Annotated in this window: 14 protein-coding genes; 3 read left to right on the forward strand and 11 right to left on the reverse strand. The window is 63.7% G+C overall.

Translation table 11 applies throughout. The features are described 5' to 3' along the window. Positions 1–108: 108 nt before the first annotated feature. The 6 genes from infB to ACLRDN_RS18890 form a co-directional block, all read right to left on the reverse strand. Positions 109–2994 (reverse strand): translation initiation factor IF-2, encoded by a 2886-nt coding sequence (infB, locus tag ACLRDN_RS18865; RefSeq protein WP_413457535.1) that lies wholly within the window; start codon positions 2992–2994, stop codon positions 109–111. A gap of 52 nt (positions 2995–3046) precedes the next feature. Next, positions 3047–4606: a transcription termination factor NusA gene (gene nusA, locus ACLRDN_RS18870; protein ID WP_039784315.1), complete on the reverse strand. Its 1560-nt coding sequence runs from the start codon at positions 4604–4606 to the stop codon at positions 3047–3049. Beyond that, entirely contained in the window at positions 4603–5097 is a 495-nt protein-coding gene (gene rimP / locus ACLRDN_RS18875) for a ribosome maturation factor RimP (protein ID WP_259433020.1), read from the reverse strand. Before rimP ends, nusA begins: the two co-directional genes overlap by 4 nt. Before the next feature lie 385 nt (positions 5098–5482). Continuing rightward, complete coding sequence (gene rluB, locus ACLRDN_RS18880) at positions 5483–7504, reverse strand: 23S rRNA pseudouridine(2605) synthase RluB (protein ID WP_413457536.1); 2022 nt, start codon at positions 7502–7504, stop codon at positions 5483–5485. Then, complete coding sequence (gene scpB / locus ACLRDN_RS18885) at positions 7491–8501, reverse strand: SMC-Scp complex subunit ScpB (protein WP_413457537.1); 1011 nt, start codon at positions 8499–8501, stop codon at positions 7491–7493. The genes rluB and scpB overlap by 14 nt, the downstream gene beginning before the upstream one ends. A gap of 422 nt (positions 8502–8923) precedes the next feature. Further along, the gene (locus ACLRDN_RS18890; protein ID WP_413460415.1) at positions 8924–11008 is read right to left on the reverse strand and encodes a putative bifunctional diguanylate cyclase/phosphodiesterase; all 2085 of its coding nucleotides are present in this window, start codon (positions 11006–11008) and stop codon (positions 8924–8926) included. A 403-nt stretch (positions 11009–11411) separates the two neighbouring features. On the opposite strand from ACLRDN_RS18890, the gene ACLRDN_RS18895 reads away from it, so the two are divergent. Continuing rightward, positions 11412–13007: an FMN-binding glutamate synthase family protein gene (locus ACLRDN_RS18895; RefSeq protein WP_413457538.1), complete on the forward strand. Its 1596-nt coding sequence runs from the start codon at positions 11412–11414 to the stop codon at positions 13005–13007. Between the two features lie 111 nt (positions 13008–13118). Here the strand turns inward: ACLRDN_RS18895 and ACLRDN_RS18900 are convergent, their stop codons facing one another. From ACLRDN_RS18900 to ugpQ, 5 genes are all read right to left on the reverse strand, one after another. Beyond that, entirely contained in the window at positions 13119–13355 is a 237-nt protein-coding gene (locus ACLRDN_RS18900) for a sulfurtransferase TusA family protein (protein WP_013235553.1), read from the reverse strand. A gap of 159 nt (positions 13356–13514) precedes the next feature. Further along, positions 13515–14069 carry an NUDIX domain-containing protein gene (locus ACLRDN_RS18905; protein ID WP_413457539.1) on the reverse strand — a complete coding sequence of 185 codons (555 nt, stop codon included), beginning with the start codon at positions 14067–14069 and terminating at the stop codon, positions 13515–13517. A gap of 28 nt (positions 14070–14097) precedes the next feature. Next, entirely contained in the window at positions 14098–16722 is a 2625-nt protein-coding gene (gene alaS, locus ACLRDN_RS18910) for an alanine--tRNA ligase (RefSeq protein WP_413457540.1), read from the reverse strand. A 350-nt stretch (positions 16723–17072) separates the two neighbouring features. Next, positions 17073–17291 carry a hypothetical protein gene (locus tag ACLRDN_RS18915; protein WP_039784299.1) on the reverse strand — a complete coding sequence of 73 codons (219 nt, stop codon included), beginning with the start codon at positions 17289–17291 and terminating at the stop codon, positions 17073–17075. Positions 17292–17548: 257 nt separating this feature from the next. Beyond that, the gene (gene ugpQ, locus ACLRDN_RS18920) at positions 17549–18292 is read right to left on the reverse strand and encodes a glycerophosphodiester phosphodiesterase (RefSeq protein WP_413457541.1); all 744 of its coding nucleotides are present in this window, start codon (positions 18290–18292) and stop codon (positions 17549–17551) included. A 185-nt stretch (positions 18293–18477) separates the two neighbouring features. On the opposite strand from ugpQ, the gene ACLRDN_RS18925 reads away from it, so the two are divergent. After that, complete coding sequence (locus ACLRDN_RS18925; protein ID WP_413457542.1) at positions 18478–18789, forward strand: 2TM domain-containing protein; 312 nt, start codon at positions 18478–18480, stop codon at positions 18787–18789. 49 nt (positions 18790–18838) lie between these two features. Next, positions 18839–19984 carry a sensor histidine kinase gene (locus tag ACLRDN_RS18930; RefSeq protein WP_413457543.1) on the forward strand — a complete coding sequence of 382 codons (1146 nt, stop codon included), beginning with the start codon at positions 18839–18841 and terminating at the stop codon, positions 19982–19984. The last annotated feature ends 4 nt before the right edge of the window (positions 19985–19988 follow it).

The following is a 19988-nucleotide window of genomic DNA, read 5'->3' on the forward strand; positions in this document are numbered from 1 at the left end:
CTTTAAAAAAACAATCCGCCGAGGGCGTGGCGGGAGGATTCCCGCGTTGCTGCGACGGATCTTGCCAGTGAAGCCGGCGCATCGCGAACGATACGCCGGCGTATTGCATTACAGGGTACGGGCAACTTCCTGGACTTCGAAGATTTCGAGCTGATCGCCCACTTCGATGTCGTTGTAGCCCTTGAGCGAAAGACCGCACTCGAAGCCCGACTTGACTTCCTTGACGTCGTCCTTGAAGCGCTTGAGCGAGTCCAGTTCGCCAGTCCACACCACCACGTTGTTGCGCAGCAGGCGTACTTGCGAGCCACGCTTGACCAGGCCTTCGAGCACGTAGCAGCCGGCGATCGAGCCAACCTTGCTGACCACGAACACCTGGCGGATTTCCACCAGGCCCAGCGCCTGTTCGCGCTTCTCCGGGGACAGCATGCCCGACATCGCGGCCTTCACCTCATCCACCGCATCATAGATGATGTTGTAGTAACGGATGTCCACGCCCGAGGCTTCGGCCAGCTTGCGCGCCGACGCGTCGGCACGGGTGTTGAAGCCGATGATGACGGCCTTCGAAGCCACCGCCAGGTTGACGTCGTTTTCGCTGATGCCGCCCACTGCCGCGTGCACCACCTGGACGCGCACCTCGGCGGTCGACAGCTTCTGCAGCGACTGCACCAGGGCTTCCTGGGAACCTTGCACGTCGGTCTTGATGATCATCGGCAGGTTCTTGACCTCGCCTTCGGTCATCTGGTCGAACATGTTTTCCAGCTTGGCGGCCTGTTGCTTGGCCAGCTTCACGTCGCGGAACTTGCCCTGGCGGAACAGGCCGATTTCGCGCGCCTTGCGCTCGTCGGTCATGACCACCACTTCTTCACCGGCGGAGGGCACTTCGGTCAGGCCCTGGATTTCCACCGGCAGGGACGGGCCTGCCTCGGCGATGTTCTTGCCGTTTTCGTCCAGCATCGCACGCACACGGCCGTAGGCCGAACCGGCCAGCACGACGTCGCCGCGCTTCAAGGTACCGGACTGCACCAGGATCGTTGCCACCGGGCCGCGGCCCTTGTCCAGCTTGGCTTCGATCACCAGGCCACGGGCCGGCACATCCACCGGTGCCTTCAGTTCCAGCACTTCGGCTTGCAGCAGGACGTTTTCCAGCAGCGAGTCGATGCCTTCGCCGGTCTTGGCGGAGACGGTGATGAACGGGGCATCGCCACCGTACTCTTCCGGCACCACTTCTTCGGCGATCAGTTCCTGCTTGACGCGGTCGGGGTTGGCACCCGGCTTGTCGATCTTGTTGATGGCCACCACCAGCGGTACACCGCCGGCCTTGGCGTGGGCAATCGCTTCCTTGGTCTGGGGCATGACGCCGTCGTCGGCGGCCACCACCAGAATCACGATGTCGGTTGCCTTGGCACCACGGGCACGCATGGCGGTGAACGCCTCGTGGCCCGGGGTATCCAGGAAGGTGATCATGCCGCGCGGGGTTTCCACGTGGTAGGCACCGATGTGCTGGGTAATGCCGCCGGCTTCACCCGAGGCCACCTTGGTGCGGCGGATGTAGTCCAGCAGCGAGGTCTTGCCGTGGTCGACGTGACCCATGACGGTGACCACCGGTGCACGCGGGGTGGCTTCGGCGTCGGCGTGTTCTTCGCCTTCGACCAGCAGCGCTTCCGGATCGTCCAGCTTGGCGGCGTGGGCGCGGTGGCCCATTTCTTCCACCACGATCATCGCGGTTTCCTGATCCAGCACCTGGTTGATGGTGACCATCTGACCCAGCTTCATCAGGTGCTTGATGACTTCGGAGGCCTTGACCGCCATCTTGTGGGCCACTTCGGCCACGGTGATGGTTTCGGGCACGTAGACATCGTGCACCACCGCTTCGGTGGGCACCTGGAAGTTGCTTTCGCGCTGGTCATCGCCATGCGAATGACGACGGCCCTTGGGGCCGGCACGCCAGCCGTCACGGCCGCCGCCACCGGTGGCGCCACGCGACTTCATGCCGCCGGCACCACGCTTCTTGGCATCATCCTGCCAGGTGGAGGAGACGTTGGCCGACTTGATCGACTTCTTGTCTGCCGCCACGGCGGGCTTCTTGTCATCCTTCTTTTCGCCCGGCTTGGCCGCGGTGGCTGGCTTGTGCAGCGTGCCTTCCGAGGTCTTGGCCGGGGCCGGTGCAGGTTCCGGTGCCTTGATGACGCGACGCGGCGCATTCATCATGGCCTTGATCTGGGCCACTTCGTCTTCCACGGCCTTGCGCGCACGGTCAGCGGCGGCAGCACGGTCAGCGGCTTCCTTGGCGGCAGCTTCTGCCTTTTTCTTCGCTTCTTCAGCAGCAGCGCGCTTCTTTTCTTCCGCAGCCGGATCGACGGCCGGTGCCGGGGCCGGGGCAGCCGCCGCAGCGGGGGCCTTCGGGCTCGCAGCCGCCGCAGCCTTGGCCTTCTCGGCTTCGGCCGCCGCAGCGGCAGCTTCAGCCGCCTGGCGCTTGGCTTCGGCTTCGGCTTCTTCGCGGGCACGTTGCTGTTCCAGTTCGGCAGCCTTGGCCTGGGCGGCGCGTTCGGCCTCCAGTTGCGCCAGACGTTCTTGCTGGGCCTTCAGTTCGGCCTGACGGCGAGCCTCTTCCTGCTCACGTTCCTGCGCTTCGATGGCCGGGTCGCGCTGAGGGGCCGCAGCACGCGCTGCGGACTCGTCGGCACCGGGCTCGTCACGCTTGATGAAGGTGCGCTTCTTGCGCACTTCCACCTGGATCGTGCGCGATTTGCCGGTTGCATCGGCCTGCTTGATCTCGGTGGTTTCCTTGCGGGTCAGCGTGATCTTCTTCTTCTCGCCTTCCGGCGCGGCTCCGCGCGAACGGCGCAGGTGTTCAAGCAGGCGGTCCTTGTCTTCTTTCGACAGGGAGTCGGATGCAGAGCTCTTCTCGACACCGGCCGAACGCAGCTGGGTCAGCAGCAGGTCAGCGGGCATCTTAAGCTCGGTGGCAAATTGGGCAACGTTGTTACTCGCCATTCAGTCCTCTTTTCTATGTGGCTCGGCAGATGATGTGGAGACGCTCCGCTTCTCAGCGGCCTTCGACTGCGCTCCATGCCTTGGCCTGCAGGGCCTTGGCGCGCTCATCGTATTTGGAATCGATGAGCTTCATTTCATCGTCGGTCACATCTTCAAATGCATTTTCAATCAGTTGGCGCGCGCGCTCGGAAGGCAGGGCCAGGATCGCGCCGAATTCGTCATAAGCCAGGCCGGCGAAGGCCGGCAGCGTCTTCACGCCTGCCAGGCCCAGCTTGCCGGCCAGCACACGGTCCAGGCCTTCGAAGTTGATCAGCTCCTCTTCCATGCCTTCCAGGCCTTCTTCGGAGGCGATCGCTTCGGTCACCAGGGCGTCGCGGGCGCGGTTGCGCAGCTCATTGACGGTCTCTTCGTCGAACGATTCGATCTCCAGCATCTCGGTGATCGGCACGTAGGCGATTTCTTCCAGGGTCGAGAAACCTTCCTCGACCAGGATGTCGGCCACTTCCTGGTCAACATCGAGCTTTTCCATGAACAGCGTACGGATCAGCGCGGTCTCGGCCGCCGACTTGTCGGCCGATTCCTCGGCCGTCATGATATTGATCTGCCAGCGGGTCAGCTCGGCTGCCAGACGCACGTTCTGGCCGCCGCGGCCGATGGCGATGGCGAGGTTTTCTTCATCCACCACCACATCCATGGCGTGTTTTTCTTCATCGACCACGATGGAGGTCACATTGGCCGGGGCCAGTGCGCCGATGACGAACTGCGCCGGGTCTTCCGACCACAGTACGATGTCCACGCGCTCGCCGCCCAGCTCACCGGTCACGGCCTGGACGCGCGAACCGCGCATGCCCACGCAGGTACCGATGGGGTCGATGCGCTTGTCGGCGGTGTAGACCGCGATCTTGGCGCGCACGCCCGGGTCACGGGCGGCCGACTTGATTTCCAGCGAGCCTTGTTCGATTTCCGGCACTTCCAGCTCGAACAGCTTCATGATGAATTCCGGCGCGGTGCGCGACAGGATCACCTGCGGGCCACGGGCACCACGGTCCACACGCAGGATGTAGGCACGCACGCGGTCGCCGATACGCAGGTTTTCCTTGGGGATCATCTGGTCGCGCGGCAGGCGGGCTTCGATCTTGCCGGATTCGATGATGGCGTCACCGCGCTCCATGCGCTTGATGGTGCCGGTCACCAGGGCATCGCCACGGGCCAGGAAGTCGGCCAGGATCTGTTCGCGCTCGGCGTCGCGGATGCGCTGCAGGACGACCTGCTTGGTGTCTTGCGCGAAACGGCGGCCAAATTCGACGGATTCGATCGGATCTTCGATGTATTCGTCGACTTCGATATCGGGGAACTGATCCTTGGCTTCAAACAGCAGGATTTCCTGGTCGGGCAATTGCAGGCCGGCTTCGTCGGGCACCACGTGCCAGCGACGGAAGGATTCGAACTCGCCGCTTTCGCGATCGATCGAGACGCGAATGTCGACCTCGCCTTCATAGCGCTTCTTGGTAGCCTGCGCAAGCGCATGCTCCAATGCGCCGAAGACGACTTCCTTATCGACGTTCTTTTCGCGCGCCAGCGCATCGACCAACAACAAAATTTCGCGACTCATCCTTTGCGACTCCTAAAATCGACCTGCGGCACCAGGTGTGCCTTATCCACATCGGCCAGCGTGAAATTCAACACGGCAGCCGACCCATCGTTTGCTTCAAATTCCAATACCAGTTCCTCGCCTTCCGGTTCGCGCAGCACGCCTTCATAGGTCTTGCGGTTGGACGTGCCGGGCAGCGGCACGCGCAACTTGACGACGGCTTCGCAATCCACGAAACGCACGAAGTCAGAAAACTTCTTCAGGGGGCGGTCCAGCCCGGGCGAGGAGACTTCCAGGCGTTCATACAGCACGTTTTCCACGGTGAAGACGTGCAGCAGCTGATGCGTCGCCTTCTCGCAATCCTCGACAGTGATCGAACGCGCTTCTTCTGCTTCAGGGTCGAACGGGAAATCGATGAAGACGCGCACCAGACCGCGCGGTGCCTTCTCGAACTCAACCAGTTCGTAGCCCAGGCCCGCGAGGGTGGATTCGATCAGTTCCAGCAATTGCAAGACTATTTCTCCATCAGGACGCCGCATGGCCAGCGAGGGCAGGCGGACATCTAAAATTGATCAGCAAAAAAAAAATGGGCATCTGCCCATCTTTTGTTATCCCACGCAACGCGAGATCACACATCACGCGAACCACCGCACTTCCATCCATCATGGCGCAGGCGGATCTATCAATGATTTATCACATATGCGATTCGCGGCAGGTTGCGTTTAACTAACATATTATAACCGATTCAGCTATTCACAGCAAATCCGGAATGATGTCAATTGTGATCGCAGCGACAAAAACGTTCATAAAAAACGTCATTGGTGCATTTCACGCGCTGCTGGCCTTCGGAGGGAGACCTTGCTCGTCAGCAGCATTGCCAACGAGCAAGCAGAAACCTCAGCGACCGCCGCGACGGCGATTCATGCCGGGCAGGCCGCCCAGCATGAAGTTGGGAGCACTGTTGCCACCGCGCTGGGGACGATTGCCACGGCGCTGGTTGCCGGCATCCGGGAAGCCCAGTGCGGTCTGCAGCGGATCCGGCTGGCGGCTCTTGGGCTGGCCGCCCTTGTTGCCACCGCCATAGCCACCACCGTTGCCGTAGTTGCCGCCATTACCACCGTTGCCGCCCTGGCCGAAGTTGCCGCCCTGGCGACCCTTCTGCGGGCCCTTGTTCTGCATGGCGTTGCCGCGCGGACCGTTGTTCTGGGGGCGGCCAGCGTGACCGGCGTTGCCGCCGTTGCCGGACTTGGCTTCCCCTGCCTGCTTTTCCAGGCCACAGACGGCCATCAGGTTGCGCACGGCATTTTCTTCCAGCTCTTCCCAGCGGCCACGCTTCAAGGTCTGCGGCAGGGTCATGGCACCGTAGCGGGTACGGATCAGGCGCGAGACGGTCAGGCCGACCGCTTCGAACATGCGGCGCACTTCACGGTTGCGGCCTTCGCCGATGGTCACGCGATACCACTTGTTCACACCTTCGCCACCGCCATCGGCGATGCGCGAGAACTGGGCCGGGCCGTCATCGAGCTCCACGCCCGACAGCAGCTTCTGGCGCATGCCTTCTTCCAGCTCGCCCAGGGTACGCACGGCGTATTCACGCTCGATGTTGTAACGCGGGTGCATCAGGCGGTTGGCCAGGTCACCGGAGGTGGTGAACAGCAGGAGACCTTCGGTATTGAAGTCCAGGCGGCCCACGGCCAGCCACTTGCCGGCCTTCATGGTCGGCAGGCGGTCGAACACCGAGCTGCGGCCTTCCGGGTCGGCATGGCTGACGATCTCACCCGAAGGCTTGTGATAGACCAGCACGCGCGGCGGGCGCTTGCTCACCTTGCGCTGGATCAGCTTGCCGTTGATGCGCACGGCATCGGTGGGCAGGATGCGCTGGCCGATGTGGGCCGGCTCGCCGTTGACCGAAACGCGGCCGGCGACGATCAACTCTTCCATGTCGCGGCGCGAACCCAGGCCAGCGTCAGCCAGCACCTTGTGCAGCTTGGGTGCGTCGTCCTCGGCGGTCAGGTCGCGACGGCCGTTCTTGCCGCGCATCTGGTGCGGCTGGCGGCCACCGGCCTTGGCGCCTTCGTCGCGGTCATACGCTTCGGAGGTCACATAGGAGAAGATGTCATCGACCGGTTCGGCCGAGCGCAGGCCCAGTTGCGGGGCCTTGGGCTTCTTGCCGTTCTTCTCGAAATTCTTTTTGCCTTGCTGGCCGGGCTGGCCATTGTTCTTGCCGAACTGGCCGCGCGGTTGGCGCTCAGTGGCAGCAACGGGAGCGGCCTCGCCCTCGTTCTTGCCATGCGCCGGGGCCGCATCGCCTGCACCACCGGCAGCGGCACGCTGGGCGGCGCGGTTGTTGCGCAAGGCACGCGGGCCGCGCACGCCACGACGGGCCGGCTTGGCGCGATTCGGATCGACGGGCGCATCCAGCAGGACGGGCGGCGCGACCACTTCTTCACCCACGGTGACGATGACCTTGGGCAGTTCAGGCGCAGCCGGTGCAGGTGCAGCCGCCTCGGGTGCGGCAGCCTTGGGCTTGGCAGCGCGCTTGGGCTTGGCCGGCGCGGGCTCCATGGCCAGGCTCATCTGGGCCGGTGCCTCGGCGGCCGGGGCGTCTGCCGCATCCGCCTTCTTGGCACGCGGCTTGGCAGCGCGCGGCTTCTTTTCAGCAACAGGTGCGGACTCAGCCACGGCTGCGGCGGCCGGGGCCGGCGCAGCTTCATCGGCAGCGGCCTTCTTGGCACGCGGCGCACGCTTCTTCGGCGCAGCCTCGTCAGCGGCGGCTTGCGGCGCAGCAGCGACTGCCTCGGCCGGTGCGGCGCTGGCCGCAGGCTTGCGGGTACGCTTTTTCACCGGCTTGTCGGATGCGGCGGCATCGGCCGCGGCCAGGTCGACCTGGGTCTCGTCTTTGGAACTAGTTGGCTTCATTCTTCGAATCTGGATGTGGCGGACGCGCGTCATCTTCCCGCTGATCGGCCCGCTCGGTGGTGTCGTTGTGCTCGCCTGCCGCTTCGCCGGCGGCTTCGGTGGCGTCCGTGCCAGTTACGGCAACGTCTTGCTCAAAAGGTTCTTGCGCTTCTGGGGAAGCGTCTTCACTGCCTGCAGCGCGCTCTTCCCCGGCGGCGGCTGCTTCGATATCGGTTGGCTGGAGCGCCTCTGCGGCGACCTCTTCAGCCTGGGGCTCCTCAGCGTCGGCAGCAGGTGCATCCTGCGCCGGCACCTCTGCCTCGGCGGCTTCAGCGACTTCAGTGGATTCTGCCGTGGCAGCGGACTCAGCCGCTTCGACCACGCCTGCATCCTCGCCCTCTTCCTGCTCAGCTTCAGCCAGGGCAGCCACGCCGCCCTCCAGTGCCTGCAATTCCAGCAGCGCGCCCTGGGCGGCTGCTTCGCCGCTGACCTGCTGCAGCGGCGGCAATTCTTCCAGCGAACTCAAGCCCAGGTCATCGAGGAACTTGCGGGTCGTGGCAAACAGCGCCGGCCGGCCCGGTACGTCGCGGTGGCCGATCGACTCGATCCAGCCCCGGTCTTCCAGCATGCGGATGGTCTGGGTATTGACTGCCACACCGCGAATCTCTTCGATGTCACCGCGCGTGACCGGCTGGCGGTAGGCGATGATGGCCAGCGTTTCCAGGGTGGCGCGGGTGTACTTGGGCGGCTTCTCCGGGTTCAAACGTTCCAGGTAGACCTTCATTTCCTTGCGGCTCTGGAAGCGCCAGCCAGTCGACAGGCTGACCACTTCCACCCCCTTGTCGGCCCATTCGGTGCGCAGTTCATCGAGCATCTGCCGGATCATCTCGGCATTGATGTCGCTGCTCTGTTCGCTCTCGGGATCGACGTACAGCTTTTTCAGGTCATTGATCGACAGGGGCTCATGCGTGCAAAGCAATGCAGTTTCGAGGACTTTCTTGGCCTCAGCAATATTCATGTACCACTCTTGTGCGTCTTGTTGTTAACAAAGTTCAGCTGGCAGCTGGTCTCCGGCGCTGCAGCTGCAGCCAGTCCGGCCTGCAGCGAAAGCTGGAACGGGCCAGGTGCGGCAAGTCTTGCGCAGTGCTGGATGCGGCGGCGCTGCCTTCCGGTGTTTGGAGATTGAATGAGCTGGAATCTAAGACCCGGGCAAATCGGCGTCGCGGAGGACTCGCGCTTTCGCAAAGCCGTCATGTCGCGGGGTTGCGGACGGCCGACCTGCACCTTTTCAACTACCGGCCTTGCGTCATGGAGCCTTTGTTGGCCGCACAGGCTGCGGCGGTCGGGGCGCAAGGCATCAAAAGTACTGCGCGGAGTGTAGCACAAAGATTTGCGCCGATGCAGCCTGTTGCAGCCTGCGGACAATTATTTGCATGACCATTACCGACCCGTTCCCGCCTGCCGGGTCAGCCAGGCCGTGAAATCCTCCACCGTCATGGGCTTGCCGAAGAAGTAGCCCTGCACTTCATCACAGGCATTTTCCTTCAGGAAAGCATGCTGCTCTTCATCCTCCACCCCTTCGGCGATGACGCGCAGGTTCAGGATGTGGGCCAGCGATATGATGGCCTTGACGATGGCCGCGCTGTCGGCATCGCGCGCAATGTCGCGCACGAAGGACTTGTCGATCTTCAGCGCATCCACCGGGAAGCGGCGCAGGTAGGAGAGGCTGGAATAGCCGGTGCCGAAATCATCCACCGAAATCTGCAACCCCAGGCGTTTCAAGGCATGCAGGGTCGCCACGCTCTTCTCGGCATCCTTCATGACCACGTTTTCGGTGATCTCCAGCTCCAGGCAGGAGGCGTCCAGACCGCTCTGCCGGAGCACATCGGAGACGAACTCCGGCAAGCTCTGGTTGAGTTGGCGCGGCGACAGGTTGACCGCCACCGGAATGGTGGGCAAGCCAGCCTGCTGCCAGCGCTTGTTCTGGTGGCAGGCCGTGCGCAGCACCCATTCACCGATCGGCAGGATCAGGCCAGCCTCTTCGGCAAACGGGATGAAGCGGTCCGGCGGCACCATGCCCTGCTCCGGCGACTGCCAGCGAATCAGCGCCTCGGCGCCGATCACGCTGCCATCCTTCAGGCTCAGCTTGGGCTGGTAATAGAGCTTGAATTCGTCCTGATCCAGCGCGCGGCGCAAATTGATTAGCATTTCCAGACGATTGCTGACCTGGGTATCCATCCATGGCGCGAAGAACTGGAAGTTGTTGCGCCCCTGCTCCTTGGCCCGGTACATGGCGGAATCGGCTTGTTTCAGCAGGGTCTCGACATCCTTGCCGTCGACCGGATAGCGGCTCACCCCGATGCTGGCGGTGACCTGGAATTCCCGGTCGCCGGCCTGCCAGGGCCGCGCTACCGTGGCCAGGATGCGCTGCATCACCTCGGCGATGCCCAGCTCGCCGCCAGTCTGGTTCTGCAGCACCAGCACGAATTCATCGCCGCCCTGGCGCGCCACCATGTCGGTGTCGCGCAGGCAGGCCTGCAGGCGCTGCGCCACGGTCTTGAGCAATTCGTCACCGACCTGGTGGCCCAGGCTGTCATTGATGAACTTGAACTGGTCCAGGTCCACGAAAGCCACTGCGGTCAAGCCGCCCTTCTGCCGCGCCACCTGGATGGCCCGCTGCAGGTGTTCATGGAGCATGTTGCGGTTGGGCAATCCGGTGAGCGCATCGTGGGTGGCGTGGTGGCGCATCTCGGCTTCGTAGAGCTTGCGCTCGGTGATGGCTTCGACCGTGCCTTCGTAGCAGACCAGCTTGCCGCTGTCGTCATAGACGGCGCGCGCGTTCTCTGAAATCCAGATGATGTCGCCATCGCGCCGGTACACGCGCGACTCGAAATTGGAGACCGAGCCATGCTGCTCCATCAACCGCATGAATTCCGTGCGCCGCTCCGCTTCCACATACAGTTGATGGCTGATGTCGCGCAGGCCCACGATCAGGTCTTCCGGCGAGTGATAACCGTAGATGCGCGCCAGCGCCGGATTGACGGCGATGTAGGTGCCATCGGGCGTGGTCTGGAATACGCCCTCGATGGCGTTCTCGAAGATGCTGCGATAACGACGCTCCGCCTCCTGCAGGGCCTGGGCCGCCTCCTTGCGTTCGGTCACGTCCTGCAGGAAGCCTTCCATGGCTTCCACCTTGCCGGCCGCGTTGTACAGCCCCACGCCGCGCTCCCACACCCAGCGTACGCCACCGTCGGCGTGCAGGATGCGGTATTCGATGTCGATGCGGCGCCGCTCGCGCATGCAGGTATCGATATGGCTGCGCACCATCGCCCGGTCTTCCGGATGGGTCAGTTGCAGGAAGGAGATGCGGCTGTTGAGCAGCAGATCCTCGGGGACGTAGCCGGTCAGGGCGTGGCAGCCTTCGCTGACGAATTCCAGGGTCCAGTGGGCGTCGTCGCGGCAGCGGTAGACCATGCCGTCGAGGTTGGCCAGCAGGGTTTCCAGCAGCCGTGGCGGGCGCGCCATGGCCACCACCGCCTCGCTCTGCGCACCATCGTGGCGGCACAAGGCCCGGGCGGCTGGCCGCGAGGAGGAGGAAGAGGCCGCCGCTGCGCCTCGTGAAGCAACTGTTTTCATAACGACATCGTGTCTCTCGCCCTTGCGTGCAGGCGCGCTGTGGTTGTGGAGTTCGCTCAGGCGACGGTTCCCCACGGCGCCTGGCTGGAGGAGTCTTCAAAGCAATAAGGATGCCACTGCGCAAGCAGCTGGCCTGCAGGCCAGTACCCAGGCCAGTCCAGCCAAATCGGCAGGAAAAACCCTTCACTTCGTCGCGCACGACTGTTGAGCCCGGGCGGTAGAATCCCTGCAATCCCGCCCACTGGCCCACCGGCCGGTGCCGGTTCCATCCTGACAACTAGCGGACTCTTCTATGTGGGCAAATCGGTATTTCGTGTTCTGGGCCGTGACGGTGCTGACCGTCGGCTTGCTGGTGCTGGCGGCCACCCATGGCCTGAGCTGGGGCTGGGCGCTCATTCCCCTGGTGCTGACCGTGATCGGCATTCATGACCTGGTGCAGCGGCGCCACGCGGTCTTGCGCAACTATCCGCTGATCGGCCACTTCCGTTTCATCTTCGAATCCATCCGTCCGGAACTGCGCCAGTATTTCTTTGAAGATGAAATGGACGGCCGCCCCTTCTCCCGCAAGAAGCGCAGCATCGTCTACCAGCGCGCCAAGGCCGAGGTCGACAGCCGGCCCTTCGGCACCGAGCTGGACATGCAGCAGGCAGGCCATGAATGGATAGGCCATTCGCTCTCCCCGACCAAGATCGCCAGCCACGATTTTCGCGTCGTCGTCGGCGCCGACCGGGCGCAGCCGTATTCGATGTCGGTCTTCAACGTCTCGGCGATGAGTTTTGGTTCGCTCTCGGCCAATGCCATCCGCGCCCTCAACCAAGGCGCAAAGAAAGGCAATTTCGCCCACGATACCGGCGAGGGCTCGGTCTCGGAATACCACCGCGAATTCGGCGGCGACCTGGTCTGGCAGATCGCCTCGGGCTACTTCGGCTGCCGCAATGCGGATGGCAGCTTCAATGAAGAAAAATTCACGGCCCAGGCGCAATCGCCACAGATCAAGATGATCGAGGTGAAGCTTTCGCAAGGCGCCAAGCCCGGCCACGGCGGCGTGCTGCCGGCCGCCAAGATCACGCCGGAAATCGCTGCCACGCGCGGCATCCCGATGGGCGTGGATTGCATCTCGCCGGCGGTGCACTCTTCCTTCTCGACCCCGGTCGGGCTGCTGGAATTCATCGAGAAGCTGCGCGGCCTCTCCGGCGGCAAGCCGGTCGGCATCAAGCTCTGCGTGGGCCACCCCTGGGAATTCTTCGGCATCGCCAAGGCCATGCTGAAGACCGGCATCGTGCCCGACTTCATTACCGTGGACGGTTCCGAGGGCGGTACCGGCGCGGCCCCGCTGGAATTCGTCGACCACGTGGGCATGCCCTTGCAGGAGGGGCTGGTGATGGTCCACAACACGCTGACCGGCATCGGCCTGCGTGACAAGGTCAAGATCGGTGCCAGCGGCAAGATCGTCACCGCCTTTGATGTGGCGCGCACGCTGGCGCTGGGAGCGGACTGGTGCAATTCGGCGCGCGGCTTCATGTTCGCGCTGGGCTGCATCCAGTCGCAGAGCTGCCACACCGACCGCTGCCCCACGGGCGTGGCTACCCAGAACGCCCAGCGCGCCCGCGCCCTGGTGGTGCCGGACAAGGCCGAGCGCGTCTACCGCTTCCACCAGAGCACCCTGCACGCCCTGCAGGAGCTGGTGCAGGCGGCCGGCCTGCCGCACACCTCGGCGCTGCGCCCGCACCACATCGTGCGCCGCATCAATGATCACGAGATCCAGCTGATGTCCAACGTGCTGAAATACCTGCAGCCCAATGACTTGCTGGAAGGCAATTATCGTTATCGGGTCTATGAGAAGTTCTGGCCGATTGCGCGCGCCGAGAGCTTCCATCCGGAGTTCTGAAGCAAGCTTCACCTGGCGCCGCGCCAGACAATAAAAAACCCGCAGTTCATCCGAGCTGCGGGTTGTTCAATGCTGCCAGCCTGATCTTTCCGGGATGGACAGGGGTGCTGCTTATTTGCGCTTCATGAAGAAGATGAACTCATGTTCATCATTCTGCGACTGCTCCAGCAGATCGTTGCCGGTCTGCTTGGCAAAGGCCTGGAAATCGCGCACCGAACCGGTATCGGTGGCGGTCACCCTGAGCACCTGCCCGCTGGCCATATCGGCCAGGGCTTTCTTGGTCTTGAGGATGGGCAGCGGACAGTTCAGTCCGCGCGCATCAAGTTCCCGGTGAAATTGTATGGCCATTACTTCGACTCAAAATGGATCACGACGAAAACGATTTTACTGCAAAATGCGCCGACTTGATGCATTGCACAAGTTCTGTTGTTTTCACCGCACTAGGCTTGTGCAAAAGCAAGAAAAACACGGCCCAAGATGGAACGCAGCGTCTTGCCGGCGCACCACTTACTTCAGGACCTGCGGCGCCTCGATGGGCGTGGTGGAACCGGCAAATTCGACGTACTGCACGGCCAGCCCGCGCTGGCGCATCCAGTCGGCCACCGCATGGCCGGTCCCGGCCGGCCAGGGACGCAGGTCGGCCGGTGCGCTCAGACGATATTCCACCAATTCCGGGGAGAGCTTGATGGTGCCGCTCGCCTTGACGTAATAGGCGATGATCAGCTCGTTCTTGCGCATGAATTCATAGACGCCGATCAATTCGATCTGCTCGGCGTCCAGGTCGGTCTCTTCCTTCAGTTCGCGGGCGATCCCCTGTTCAGGGGTCTCGTCGCGCTCCATGAAACCGGTGATGAGCGCAAAGCGCCCTTCGGCCCAGGCGGCGTTGCGCGCAGTGAGCATCTTGCCGTCGATCTCCACTAGTGCAGCCAGCACCGGCAGGGGGTTGTCCCAATGCGTCCAGTGACCATCGGGACAGGCCAGCCGAACCTTGCCGGCTTCGCCTTCATCGGCGCGCAGCACCAGCGATGCTGCGCAGACCGGGCAAAACTTGAAATCGCTCATGTGCGCTCCGGGCCAGGGCCTGTGGAAATTACAGCTTGGCCTGAACCCAGCCCGCCACGCCTTGCAGCGCGCCCGGCAGGGCTGCCGGTTCGGTGCCGCCGGCCTGGGCCATGTCCGGACGGCCGCCACCCTTGCCGCCCACCTGCTGGGCGACGAAGTTGACCAGTTCACCGGCCTTGACCTTGGAGGTGGCATCGGCCGTGACGCCCGCGATCAGACTGACCTTGCCATCCTTGACGCTGCCCAGCACGATGGCGGCGGTCTTGAGCTTGTCCTTCAGCTTGTCCATGGTCTCGCGCAGGGTGGCCACGTCAGCGCCTTCCAGCGTGGCCGCCAGCACCTTGATGCCGTTGATGTCAACGGCCTGGTTGACCAGCTCGTCGCCCTGGCTGGAGGCCAGCTTGGACTTCAACGAAGCCAGTTCCTTTTCCAGCGCCTTGACCTGGTCCTGGACCTGGCCGATGCGCGGCAGCAGTTCTTCCGGCTGGGTCTTGAGGGCCGCAGCGGCTTCGGCCACGCGGGTCGACAGCGACTGTACCAGCGCCAGCGCGCCTTCGCCGGTGACGGCTTCGACACGGCGGATACCGGCGGCGACACCGCCTTCGGAGACGATCTTGAACAGGCCGATGTCACCGGTACGGGTGACGTGGGTACCGCCGCACAGTTCGGTGGAGGTACCGATGGAGAGCACGCGCACCTGGTCGCCGTACTTCTCGCCGAAGAGCGCCATGGCGCCAGCGGCAATCGCATCGTCATAACCCATCAGCTGGGCGCCGGTGGCGACGTTGGCCAGCACTTCGCGGTTGACGATGTCTTCCACGCGGCGGATTTCATCGGCGGTCATCGGGGCGTTGTGGCTGAAGTCGAAACGGGTCTTGTCGGCGTCGACCAGGGAACCCTTCTGCGACACGTGCGAACCCAGCACTTCGCGCAGGGCCTTGTGCATCAGGTGGGTGGCCGAGTGGTTGCGCATGGTGCGGGCGCGCTGATCGGCATCGACCTTGGCATCGACAGCATCGCCGATGGCCAGGCTGCCCTTGATCAGTTGACCGTGATGGCCGAACACCTCGGCCTGGATCTTTTGCGTATCGGCCACGACAAACAGGCCATTGGCCGCTTCCAGGGCACCGGCGTCACCCGACTGGCCGCCGGATTCGGCGTAGAACGGAGTGGTGTCCAACACCACGATGGCGTCCTGGCCGGCCTCGATCTTTTGCACCGGGCTGCCGGCCACGTACAGGGCCACCACCTTGGCCGACTGCGCCAAGGATTCGTAGCCGACGAAGCGGGTCTTGTCGCCGGTGTATTCGATGGCGGCGGCCATCTTGAACTTGCCGGCGGCGCGGGCTGCGCTCTTCTGGCGTTCCATGGCGGCGGTGAAGCCGGCTTCATCCAGCTCGACATTGCGTTCGCGGCAGATGTCGGCGGTCAGGTCCAGCGGGAAGCCGTAGGTGTCGTACAGGGTGAAGGCGGTTTCGCCATCGAGCTTGCTGCTGTTGGCGGCCAGCGCGGCTTCCAGGATCTTCATGCCGTGTTCCAGCGTTTCGCCGAAACGTTCTTCTTCCTGCTTCAGGACCATCTCCACGCGCTCGGCGGCTTCCGGCAGTTCCGGATAGGCCGCGCCCATCTGCACCACCAGGTCCTTGACCAGCTTGTGGAAGAAGGGCTTGGTCTGGCCCAGCTTGTGGCCATGACGCAGCGCGCGGCGGATGATGCGGCGCAGGACGTAGCCACGGCCTTCATTGCCGGGGATGACGCCGTCGACGATCAGGAAGGAGGTGGCACGAATGTGGTCGGCGATCACGCGCAGCGAGGCGTTGGACAGGTCGCTGATGCCGGTTTCGCGGGCAGCGGCCTTGATGAGCGCCTGGAACAGGTCGATCTCGTAGTTGCTGTGCACGTGCTGCAGGATCGCGGCCAGGCGCTCCAGGCCCATGCCGGTATCCACGCACGGGGCCGGCAGCGGGGTCAGGGTGTATTCGCCGGTGGCCGGGTCGAGCTGGCGGTCGAACTGCATGAACACGTTGTTCCAGATCTCGATGTAGCGGTCGCCGTCGGCGTCGGGGCTGCCCGGGGGGCCGCCCCAGATGTCCGGACCGTGGTCGTAGAAGATTTCCGAGCAAGGACCGCAAGGGCCGGTCTCGGCCATCTGCCAGAAGTTGTCGGAGGCGTAGGGTGCGCCCTTGTTGTCGCCGATGCGCACCACGCGCTCCGGCGGCAGGCCGATTTCCTTGGTCCAGATGTCGTAGGCTTCATCGTCGGTCTGGTAGACGGTGGCCCAGAGCTTGTCAGCCGGCAGGCCATAGACCTGGGTCAGCAGTTCCCAGGCCCACTTCAGCGATTCACGCTTGAAGTAGTCGCCGAAGGACCAGTTGCCCAGCATCTCGAAGAAGGTATGGTGGCGCGCGGTGTAGCCGACGTTTTCCAGGTCGTTGTGCTTGCCGCCGGCGCGCAGGCAGCGCTGCACGGAGGCTGCGCGCACGTAGTTGCGCTTGTCGGTGCCCAGGAACACGTCCTTGAACTGAACCATGCCGGAATTGGTGAACAGCAGGGTCGGGTCATTGCCCGGCACCAAGCTGGAGGAACGGACGATGGTGTGTTCTTTGGATTCAAAGAATTTCAGAAACTTGTCGCGAATTTCGGCTGAGTTCATGTTCGAAGACGGATAAATGGGCCTGATGCCGCCACTAACGCGCAGATCCGGCCCGGATGGGAGTCGGTGCAAAAAACGATTGCGAACCGATGATTATACGTGATCCCGGCGCGGATACGCAGGCTTGCCCGCCGCGCTCCAATGCCGCGCTGCCCTGCCAGCCCGGCCGGCGGCAGCGCGCTGCAGGCGAAAAAAAACCCGCCGGGAAAAATCCCGCGCGGGTTACAGGGCCGGCTGACCCGGCATGGCGCGCTAACCTGCGCCGCCGGACCTTAACTGCGTCAGCCGAACCTTCCGGTAAAACCAAGTGCGGGCCGCGCTGTGCGGGCCGCCACCAGAAGACCGGACAATCAGGCGCCCTTGTTGGCCGGCACCGGATTGTTCTTCTTGGCCTTCTTGTGCTTGTGCTTCTTGGCCTTCTTCGCATGCTTCTTGTGCTTCTTGTGAGCAGGCTTGGCAGCCGGGGCTTCAGCGGCGGGTGCGCCAGCCGGAGCCGGTGCGGGCTGGGCCAGGACCGGCATGGCGAAGGCGGCGACGAGTACGGCAGCCAGCAGTTTGTTGATCTTCATCGTTTTCCTCTATCTCTCAGTGTTGTGTGCTTCCACAAGTCCACCGGCGTGCTCACGGGCGCCGGCCTTGTGCTTCCTTAACGCAAGATTTTTGCGACGCGTTGACAACAACTGTCGACTGCCCTCCAGTTATTGTTGTCCGCATGCAAATCATAGCTAGCGTGTGAGGATTCAGTCCGCCGGTAAGAGCGTAATTTGCCGTTCATTTCCACGCTGCGCGATATGGACAATGCGGGCAGCGTGGAGCTTGCCGTGGATCACCAGGCGTCGGCTGCGATGAGATCGATGCGATCGGTGCAGAAGGCGTCCACGCCCCACTGGCGGATTTCCTCGGCACGCGCCATGTCGTTGACGGTGTAGCAGAAGAGGCCATAGCCCGCCGCCTTCACGGCAGCCGCCAGGGACGGCGTGAGGTGCTTGTGATTGGTGTGCAGGGCCACGGCCTGCAGCTGTTCCAGACGCGCCTGCCAGTCCTCGGGAATCACATCCACCAGATAGCCGCGCGGCAGTGCCGGCGCAGCATCCTTGGCCGCCAGCAGCGCATCGAAGGAGAACGAGGACAACACCGGCAGCGCCGCCCCGCTCTTGCCGCTGAAGCGCCGCGCCACGGCCTGGGCGGTCAGCTCCCCAGTACGGCGCGCGAATTCGGCGGCGGCGGGCTTGATCTCGACGTTCATCCAGATGCCTTCGGCCAGGCAGAAATCCAATCCCTGCTCCAGCGTGCTGATGCGTTCCCCGGCGAAGCGCGGCTCCAGCCAGGCTCCGGCTTCCAGGTCGCGCAGCTCGGCCCAGTCGCTCTCGGCGATCTGGCCGGCCCCGGGCAGGGTGCGGCCGCGCTGCGGGTCGTGCATCAGGATGGGGACTTCGTCGCGGGTGAGCATGACGTCGAATTCGGCGGCGCGATAGCCGTGTTCCAGGCCGCAGCGAAAGCCGGCCAAGGTGTTTTCCGGTGCCAGGGTGCCGCCGCCGCGATGGGCGAGGATGCGGGGATAGGGCCACATGATGTTCTCTCCGAGGGTAGGCCTTGCAGAAGGATCAAGGCGATCGGCGCATAAGGTAGAGCAGATCACGCCGCGCCACAAGCCGTTGGCACCCGCCAGAATGCCGCCCGTCGCAACGGGCTCGCCGGAGTCGGCGCGGCGGCGCATGCTTGCGCCATCGTTCACCCCACCACTGCGAGGCCATCATGCGCGACACTGCCCCCTCCCCCCTTTCTGACCAACATGTTCATATGACCGCGGCCTCGCCCGAGGAGCTGGCCCGTGCCGAGCGGCGGGTAGCGCGCCAGGTCGGCTTTTTCCATCATTTCGCCATTTACCTGGCGGTCAACGCCGGCCTGATACTCTTGAACCTGATGGGCCAGCACCGCCACTGGTGGAGCCTGGGGCCTCTCCTTGGCTGGGGAATCGGGGTACTATTCCACGCCTTGAGCGTGTTCGGGCGTTTTCCCGCCGGCTGGAAGCAGGCGCTGATCGCCCGTGAACTGCGCCGCCGCTAAAGAGGGCCCGGTACGCCGGGCCGCTTGCTTGCTTCATCCCTGGAAACGCATGACCCAACACGATACCGCCCTTCCGCCCCGCCTGATCGTCCTGCTGCGCCAGCTGGCGCTGGCCTTGCTGCCCACGCTGGTCATCAACCTGTTGTGCGCACTGGCCGTGACTTACCTGATGCGCATCGGCGGCACGTTCTATGAAAACCTGCAGGTCTCGATGTGCATCGGCCTGCTGGCCATGCTGTTCATCAACGGCACGCGGCTGGCGATCTGGGGCGATGGCGAGCCCAACAAGCTGGGCTTGCTGGCCATCATCGCCGTGATGGCTCCGCTGGCGGTGCTCCTCGGGCGCATCCTGGCCAGCCTGCTGATGGACCAGCCCATCCTCAACATGGTCCCGGAGCAGAGCGACAACATCATTGCGGTGATCGTGCTGACCTTCCTGGTGTGCTTCGGCGCTACCGTCTTCTATTGGAACCGCCAGAAGATGGCCGCCCTGCAAGCCCACGCCAGCCAGGTCGAAAAACAGGCGGTACAGGCGCAACTGCAGATGCTGCAAGCCCAGATCGAACCGCACATGCTCTTCAACACGCTGGCCACGCTGCAGTCGCTGATCAGTACCGATCCGCTGCAGGCCGAGCTGATGCTGAACCAGCTGGTGCAATACCTGCGCACGACCTTGTCGGCCTCGCGGGCTGACAGCACCTCGCTGCAAAAGGAATTCGACCTCATCAAGGCCTACCTGGGCTTGATGTCGCTGCGCATGGGGCTGCGCCTTTCCTACACCCTGCAACTGCCGGAACACCTGGGCAAGCTGCGCCTGGCCCCGATGCTGCTGCAGCCGCTGGTGGAAAACGCCATCAAGCACGGGCTGGAGCCCAAGGTGGCCGGCGGCAACTGCACCGTGCGGGCCGCGGTGCACAATGACATGCTGGTCTTGAGCGTGCTCGATACCGGCATGGGCCTGCCCACCAGCGTGAGCCTGAACCAGCCGCCGGCCCAGAAGGAACCGGTGATCGGCATGCACTTCGGGCTGGACAACATCCGCGAGCGCCTGGTGACGCTCTACGGTCCGCTGGCCGAACTCATCATCACCCACAACGTACCGGCCGGCGCGATGGCGCAGATCACCATCCCGCTCAAGGCCCTCAAGGCGGCGCACCGCAGCAGCAAGAACACCCGCCTGCTGGATCATCAATGAGCAC

The organism is Herbaspirillum huttiense, assembly GCF_047300815.1.
Lineage (GTDB): Bacteria > Pseudomonadota > Gammaproteobacteria > Burkholderiales > Burkholderiaceae_D > Herbaspirillum > Herbaspirillum huttiense_A.